Below are 8,429 nucleotides of genomic sequence, written 5' to 3' on the forward strand. Positions count from 1 at the left end.
CGTTCATTTTTCGGGAGTAAGTATGACAGAGCAAACGGCAGATATGTATGCATCACTTCGATCAAATGTGGGGCATCTAGGCCAGATATTAGGCGAAACAATGCAAACCCACTTAGGTGATGCATTCTTAGAAAAAGTAGAACAAATTCGTATTTTAGCCAAAAAATCTCGCCAGGGTGACGAAGCCTCTCGTGAGCAAATGCTAGCATTATTAACCGCGTTACCAGACGAAGAGCTGGTGCCTTTCGCGAAAGCCTTCAACCAATTTTTAAACTTAGCCAATATCGCAGAACAATTCCATACCATTAGCCGCAATTGCGACGAGCTAGTGTGTGTTCCGGATCCTGTGGAGCAACTGCTCGGGCGAATGCTAGACACTGATTTAGATAAAAAAGATGTCATAAAGTGCTTAAAAAACTTAGACATTGATTTAGTATTAACGGCACATCCAACAGAAATATCTCGTCGCACCTTAATCCAAAAATACGCCGCCGTTGTAGATTGCTTAACCGAGCAAGAAAATTCTCAGCTTACCGATCGCGAACGTGAACAAAGCACACTGCGTCTTCGTCAGTTGATTGCTCAAATTTGGCATACCAACGAAATCCGCAGCGAACGCCCAACACCTGTTGATGAAGCACGCTGGGGCTTGAGCACGATTGAAACCTCATTGTGGCAAGCGATCCCTGACTTTTTACGTCAATTAAATGATCAAGTTGAGCATAAAACCGGCCAGCAGTTACCTATTGATGTATCTCCAGTGCGCTTTTCGAGCTGGATGGGTGGTGACCGCGACGGCAATCCATTTGTGACCTCTACCGTGACTCAAGAAGTGCTTGACCGTAATCGTCACGCGGCAGCCAGACTGTATCTAAAAGATATTGTGACCCTACTCGGCGAATTGTCGATGGAACACGCTAATGCTGAATTATCAGCGTTAACCGATAACAGTAAAGAACCGTACCGTGATGTGTTACGCAAGTTGCGCTGTCAGTTACGTAACACTATCGATTACCTTAACGCTCGCCTTGAAGGTAAAAAACCAGACGTCGATACTCGCGAGCTTATTTGGCATAAAACAGATTTACTTGAACCGCTTCAGTTACTTTATAAAAGCTTGACCGATTGCGGCATGAAGTTAATTGCCAACGGCCTGTTACTCGACATCTTGCGTCGTTTAGCCTGCTTTGGTATTCACATGCTGCGCCTCGATATCCGTCAAGATGCATCACGCCACAGCGACGTAATCGCCGAACTGACCCGTTATTTAGGTATGGGCGATTACAACCACTGGGACGAAAATGAAAAACAAGCCTTTTTACTGCGTGAACTCACCAGTAAACGCCCGCTGATCCCTGCAAATTGGCAACCAAGTGATGATGTGGCAGAAGTTGTCAGAACCTGCAACTTAGTCGCCCAACAACCCGTTAATGCATTAGGGTCGTATGTGATCTCTATGGCCAGTAAGCCATCTGATGTACTCACAGTGTTGTTACTGCTAAAAGAAGCTGGCTGCACGAACCCAATGCGAGTGGTACCGTTATTTGAAACATTAGCAGACCTTGAAAGTGCAGCTGATTGTATGACAGCTCTGCTCAACATTGATTGGTATCGTGGTTACACTAAAGGCATGCAAGAAGTCATGATTGGTTATTCTGACTCTGCAAAAGATGCTGGTGTAATGGCAGCAGCCTGGGCACAATATCGTGCTCAAGAGCAACTCGTTGCTGTCTGTAAAAAGGCTGACGTTAAGTTGATGCTGTTCCATGGTCGTGGTGGCTCAATTGGCCGTGGGGGTGGACCAGCTCACAAAGCCATTTTATCGCAACCACCAGGTTCAGTTGATGGTCGCATTCGTGTGACAGAGCAAGGCGAAATGATCCGCTTTAAATTTGGCTTACCCAAATTAGCAGTGCAAAGTTTAGCGCTGTACACTTCGGCCGTAATGGAAGCGACACTACTGCCGCCACCCGAGCCTAAAAAGGCATGGCGTGATTGTATGCAACGCATCGCTGCAGAGTCAGTAGCGCATTACCGCGGTATTGTTCGTGAAGAACCAGACTTTGTTGCGTACTTTAGATCCGCTACGCCAGAAGTTGAACTCGGTAAACTGCCATTAGGCAGCCGCCCAGCGAAACGAAAAGTCGATGGTGGCATTGAAAGTCTCCGTGCTATTCCGTGGATTTTCGCTTGGTCACAAAACCGCTTAATGTTACCGGCTTGGTTGGGGGCTGGTGAAGCATTACAAGATGCTGCGGATCGCGGCGAGCTTGAACTATTGCGCGAGATGGAAGACCAATGGCCTTTCTTTGAAACTCGTATTTCAATGCTAGAGATGGTTTACACCAAAGCAGAACCTAACTTAGCTAAGTATTACGAGCTATGTTTAGTCAAACCAGAACTGCATCATTTAGGCGAAAAGTTGCGTCAACGTCTGCAACTGGGTATTGATGCTGTATTGTCATTAACCCAAGCAACAGAGTTAATGGCACATACTCCTTGGAGCCGTGAATCTGTTAAACTGCGCAATCCTTATATCGACCCACTTAACTTTTTACAAACCGAGCTATTAGCCCGTACACGTAGAGAGGTAGAGCCATCGGCGCATGTTCAGTTAGCATTGATGCTGACTATTGCCGGCGTTGCTGCAGGAATGAGAAATACTGGATGATAACCTTGGTTAAAACCCTTGGACTTGGATTGTTATTACTACTGACTGGCTGTGCCAGTCAGTACAGCATCACTGAGTCTGAAATAGAACAATACCTTAATAAAGACATGCATTTTGAGGTCAAGCAGGGCAATAAGTTAATTGGAGTGTCGCTTAAGCTAAATGACATGCAGGTAGTATTAGGCGCTAAGCCAAATACTATGGCAGTAACAGCAGCAACTATGATCACTGTTAATAACCCATTACTGCCCATTCATGCTAAATTAAAAACGACATTTGAGGCAGTGCCTTGGTACGATACTGACACTAAGAGCGTGTATCTACGACAGTTAAACTTAGTCAAAGTTGAGTCTGAACCCGCTGATATTGAGCGTTACATCAGCCAGGCTACGCCACAATTAATGAGTTTTTTACGTAGTTATCTTGAAAATCAGCCAGTGTATACTTTAGACACTCGCGACAGTAATCAAGCGCTAATGGCGAAAATGACCAAAGAGATTGCCGTACAACAGGGCAAACTGGTGGTTAAGTTTTAGCACTATCATCATCGTAATAAAAAGCACCTGCGGGTGCTTTTTTATTGCTTCAAATCTCTGTACATCCACATAATCGATAAAGGCTCAACCTCTCAAATATCAAAAAACTGAGCATTTCCTATTCAATCATAACCACGTACAATAACTTGGCAATATTGGAGTGCATAATAATCATGGGATGAATGATGCCGTTAATGGATGACGTAGCCAAATTAAAAGCACAACTGGCGGAGCTAGTCTCACAGCAAGGTGCACAACAGGCCGATGTAAATCAACAATTGGCTCGGTTCACTCAGCAACTTGATGCTTTAGCCCAGCAAGTACAAGCGCAAAGTAATAATCAACAACCGCTTAGCTTGTCTGCAGAAAACTTACATATTCCTGTGCACGAGAGTCGAGCAAACGATTCGAGCAGCAATATTGTTGCCGATAAGCCTCAATACTCATCTTCCGCTTGGGAGCGCCAACCGTCAGACACAAGTCATTCGGTGTCAGCAGCATCGATATCGGCACAACAAACTTCGGTAGTCACAAAGTCACCAGCCAGACAAAGCGCCCTTAGTGCCATGCTCACCCAGTTAGCTGAAGCTATTGGTGAGTTCAGTGCATCTGCACTTGCACCTTTGTCTGGGTTAACCGAACAAGCAAAAAGCTTTTATCAGCATTACCAAGCTAAAGGCTTAGGCCCAGTATTTTTGATGACAGTGGCGGGCATCATTACTCTGACACTAGGCTTTGGTTATTTACTGCAGTTTTCAATCAACAACTGGTTTTCAGAGTTGGGTAAAGCCTTACTAGGACTCGGGGTCGCAAATAGCATTATTGTCGGCGGAGTGTTTATTCGGCAAAAACGCCCGGGGATGCAAGATTTTGGTTCCGGACTCGTCGGTCTTGGGCTTATTCTTAACTACTTGTGTTTGTATTTCCTAGGACCATATTTTAATCTTATTGCCGATGTTGCCTGCTTTGGTTTGCTATTTCTCAATACGATATTAGGTTATGGCCTTTCAAGTAAACTCGACACCAAAGTAGTGGCAATTATCGCCTTAATTGGCGGCTCACTTGCGCCATTGATGTTACTTGACGGCGGTCAAACACCTTTATTATACCTACCCTATTTGATGCTTATCGGCATCTGCTCGATGATCCAAAGCCACAAATTAGCTTGGCCGATACTTATTGAAGTCACCGCATTACTCCACATTGCTTGCGTACAGATATTGAGCTTAGCTATTCAATTGCCTTTACCTGTTATCGATTGGCAAACCGGCTTAGCATTACTGATGATCAATGGGTTGTTCTACCTCTACAGTATTGCCAGTTTATTATTTGTCATAAAATCGGCTTTAACACCAAGACTGCTAGCGGTTCCAATCGCACTAATGGCCTTTATCCTTTTCACCCTGACGCAATGGAGCGTTTTTGCTGGAGAGATTTTTGCACTTAATGCATTACTGTGTGGCTTGTTATATTGGGTGATTAAACGCGATAAAGATATTGCGGCCCTAGCTTTAGCTTTTGCAGGAAGCTTTGCTGGTTTTGCTGCACTGTTTTTACTTAGCGTAGAACTGCTAGGGCTAGTGCTGCTGTTAGAAGGTTTGCTGTTACTGTGGATTGGCTGTAAACAGCTATTTAGCCCTATTAGAGCTGAAGCCTATGTCATACTTATACTAGGCATAATCAGCAGCTTTGCTAACGTCTTTGATGTGCTAACACTGTCGAACCATGACAATGATGGTCTATTAGGATATCAAGCATTATTGAGTATATCGATGGCACTAACCTGCGCGATGACTTTTGCGGCGCAAAAGCTGCTTAGCCGCCATCAAGCTGACTTAATGAAATTAGAACACTTAGCAGTGCGATTTATCCGAGAGTTACTTGGGGTGCTTTATACAATCACCTTATTGCTGGTGAGCTTTTTCATCACCGAGCAATATTGGCTTAATACATTGCCATTCATCAGCTTATTGCTGCTGTACATGAGCGCTAAACACACCTTACGCTTTAGCGAAGTATTAGCCTGGTTATTGCAACTGCCGTTATTAGGGTTAATTATTTTTGGCATGGTAGATGCTGATAGCCTTAGCTTTACCGACCAAGCAATCAACGCTAAATTAGCCCGTGTTGAGCTCTTTGGCGGATTATTACTGGCGTATTATTGGTACAAAAAATACTATGCTGATGCCAAGTTAATCCGCTTTGCTTACTATGTTCAGTTAATTTGTTACCTAGTGCTACCGTTACTAATATTGCCCAAAATCATACGTAGCTATCCTGACTACATTGCTATCTCATTGTGGCTGAGCAGTTTGATGAGTCTAGGTTTGGCTTACTTTGTTAAGCACAAAAGTCTTCACTATGAGACGCAAATACTCACGATCCTAGCAACCATGATCACCGCAGCAATGTGTCTAGCAGAACAGTGGCAAGGACTTGCAGCATTGGTCCTAGGCTTGCTATTTCTCGGATTTATTAGCTTACGGTATGAACAACTACCCAAAAAATGGCAACACATTACCACGCTACAATGGCACATTGCGCCATACTATATTGCCTTAGTGATAGCCGTGTTAAGCCAAACCATCACCAACTTGTTCCATCCATCATGGGCAATTACAGCGTTAATTATCTGTGGATATTTTAGTGTTATTGGCGAAAGAAACACACGTATCGGTCAACATTTTAAGCAGGCTTTGGCACCAAGCTATAGCTTGGCATATTGTATGATTTTTGCTTGTGCGATTTTACCTATCCTATTTCACAGCGAAACACAGCTCACCTTTAATATTGATAATGTGCTGATTAATTTAGCAGAGCTTGGAGTGCTGATGTTATTAGGTCGTTATTTGTTAACGGCAAGATTAGGCATTAGAGCACACAGAAAAATTATCTCTTATGTCGCGCTTAAGTGGGCTTGGCATGCATTATTAGTAATAAGTTACTTGCTGTGGAGCTATCAATTCGACCAGAGTATTGCAGCACCAATGAGTGCAATACTGTTAGTTGTGCATGCCTGTGTGGTGATGTTTATAAGCCTACGGCCTCAGCAAGCGAACCTGGTTAGGCTAGCTGCGCTGCTATTTGCTCTGGCTTGTATCAAGGTGATTTTTGTTGATATGGCGTCATTTGAATTAATTCAAAAAATCGTCGCGTTTATTTTGATTGGCGTTATTTTACTGACGGTTGCTTACTTTTATCAAAAAGCAAAAAACAATCAATTGCCTGATGACCTTACAGGCTAGTCATTACATCGAGCTTGCTTAAACCAGAGGTAAGCAAGCTCGACATAAACTTACTTGGCAAACCGTGGAATTGACGGGTAATCGACAATAACAGCTTCTTCAAGCAATGCACGACGAAGCATATCGTAAGCAATTGCGGTACTCATACTTCTTACAAGCTGGCGTGAACGCTTTGGTAATTTCACCATTTGACTGTATACGCCATGTTTAGTTGCTAATGCTATCGCCACTGTCCCAACGGGCTTATCATCAGATCCACCATCTGGGCCAGCAATACCGCTAGTGGCTAATGCATAATCGCTATCAAGAATAGCGCGTACGCCTTGCGCCATCGCCTCAACAGTAGCAATAGAGACAGCACCATGATCGTCCAATATTTGTGGGTTAACACCTAAGACTCTCACTTTAGATTCATTGCTATAGGTCACCAATCCATGGTGTAAGTATGATGAACTGCCAGCAAAGTCGATTAACTGACTGGTAATCATTCCACCAGTACAAGACTCTGCGACACTTAAACTCAGGCCAGACTGATATAAGCGATGATGAATTTCAGCTGCTAATGTTGGTCGATTCTCAGCAACAACTGCATACCCTAATAAGGCTTTAACCTGCTTTGTTACTTTGGGTAGTTGACGGATAGCTTTTTCACCACGAGCAAAAATTTTAATTTCAATGTGTGGCATTGATGAACGATAACCTAACTCGATACCTTCAGGTAAATTCAGCTCAGATAAGGTGTCCGCTAAAGATGACTCGCCGTGACCAATTGTGAGTAACTTTTCTAAAGCTGACTTTTGTTGAGCACCAAACTCTTCGATAATAAATGGAATAAACTGCTCGGTGATCATGTGCTTTAATTCAAATGGCACACCAGGAGTAAAAAACAGCCATGCATTATTCAACTTCACACGGAAGCCACAAGCTGTACCGACAGGATTATCGATCATAATAGCCGAGGCAGGTAACCAAGCTTGTTTTAAGTTACTCTTCGCCATCACCCGGTTATTACGCGTAAACCAGTCTTCTAAATGCTCACGCCACTGCACATTTTCGACAAGCTCTTCGCCTTTAGCTTTAGCCATCGCTAATGCCGACATATCGTCACTAGTAGGTCCTAAACCACCATTCACAATAATCACATCTGAATGCTTACTACGTTCTTGGAATACGGCAATGAGATCTTCCATTCGATCGCCAACGGTTACCCTATGCTGCATCTCAATACCTATTTCCATCATAGTATTAGCAACCCAAGCAGCATTAGTATCGACTATCTGACCAGATAATACTTCTTCACCCGTGCAAATCATTTCTAGCTTCATCATTATTTCCTATACCCTTTCATTGGCACTAACTTAGGCGTCCAACATGTGAATGGCAAGAAAATAGATCGAAATAAGAGAAAATTAAATCATAAGTAGATGAATGGATTACAACAAATCAACAGAAATAGCTCAAAACAATTAAAAGAGATAAACAGACAATACCAATGAGGTTGGCACTATGTTGCCAAAGTAGGTTACAGCAACAGCCTTCAACTTACGTTGCCGGAGCGGACGGGTTTAATCCGTGAGTTTTGCGACAAAGACAGGCCGCGGTCTGCTCATAAAGAGGCTAACATGCCATGGATGGGGCCATGCACTACAATCTCGCAACCTTGTCACTTCAACGAACCGTCGCGGGGTTCTATGTTGTTATCTTTTTATCGCCCAACGAAAAAAGCCCTAGCATTTCTGCTAAGGCTTTCATCTTAAGTTGGCGGAGCGGACGGGACTCGAACCCGCGACCCCCGGCGTGACAGGCCGGTATTCTAACCAACTGAACTACCGCTCCTTTAGCAAATTGCTTACGCACTATGCTAAATCTTTTTAAGTCACTGATATGTCACTATCAGGAGACTTCTCTTTCGTAAAAGAGAAATTAGGCGCCTGGAAATGACCTACTCTCGCATGGGGAGACCCCACACTACCATCG

General features: G+C 43.7%; 4 protein-coding genes and 1 tRNA gene. 3 read left to right on the forward strand and 2 right to left on the reverse strand.

The annotated features are described in order from the left end of the window. The first annotated feature begins 22 nt into the window (after window positions 1-22). The 3 genes from ppc (at window position 23) to H5185_RS05775 (ending at window position 6,452) form a co-directional block, all read left to right on the forward strand. Window positions 23-2,671 (forward strand): phosphoenolpyruvate carboxylase, encoded by a 2,649-nt coding sequence (gene ppc, locus H5185_RS05765; protein ID WP_124018200.1) that lies wholly within the window; start codon window positions 23-25, stop codon window positions 2,669-2,671. Beyond that, a complete protein-coding gene (locus H5185_RS05770) occupies window positions 2,668-3,207 on the forward strand; it encodes a DUF1439 domain-containing protein (RefSeq protein ID WP_182722981.1) in 540 nt (179 codons plus the stop codon). The genes ppc and H5185_RS05770 overlap by 4 nt, the downstream gene beginning before the upstream one ends. Window positions 3,208-3,392: 185 nt before the next feature. After that, entirely contained in the window at window positions 3,393-6,452 is a 3,060-nt protein-coding gene (locus H5185_RS05775) for a DUF2339 domain-containing protein (RefSeq protein WP_182722980.1), read from the forward strand. 50 nt (window positions 6,453-6,502) lie between these two features. Here H5185_RS05775 and H5185_RS05780 read toward each other — a convergent pair whose 3' ends face one another. Beyond that, entirely contained in the window at window positions 6,503-7,777 is a 1,275-nt protein-coding gene (locus H5185_RS05780; protein WP_182722979.1) for a CinA family nicotinamide mononucleotide deamidase-related protein, read from the reverse strand. Between the two features lie 434 nt (window positions 7,778-8,211). Further along, a tRNA-Asp gene (locus H5185_RS05785) sits at window positions 8,212-8,288 on the reverse strand. Window positions 8,289-8,429: the final 141 nt, after the last annotated feature.

This window comes from Shewanella sp. SG44-6, from assembly GCF_014164185.1.
GTDB classification, from domain to species: Bacteria; Pseudomonadota; Gammaproteobacteria; order Enterobacterales; family Shewanellaceae; genus Shewanella; species Shewanella vesiculosa.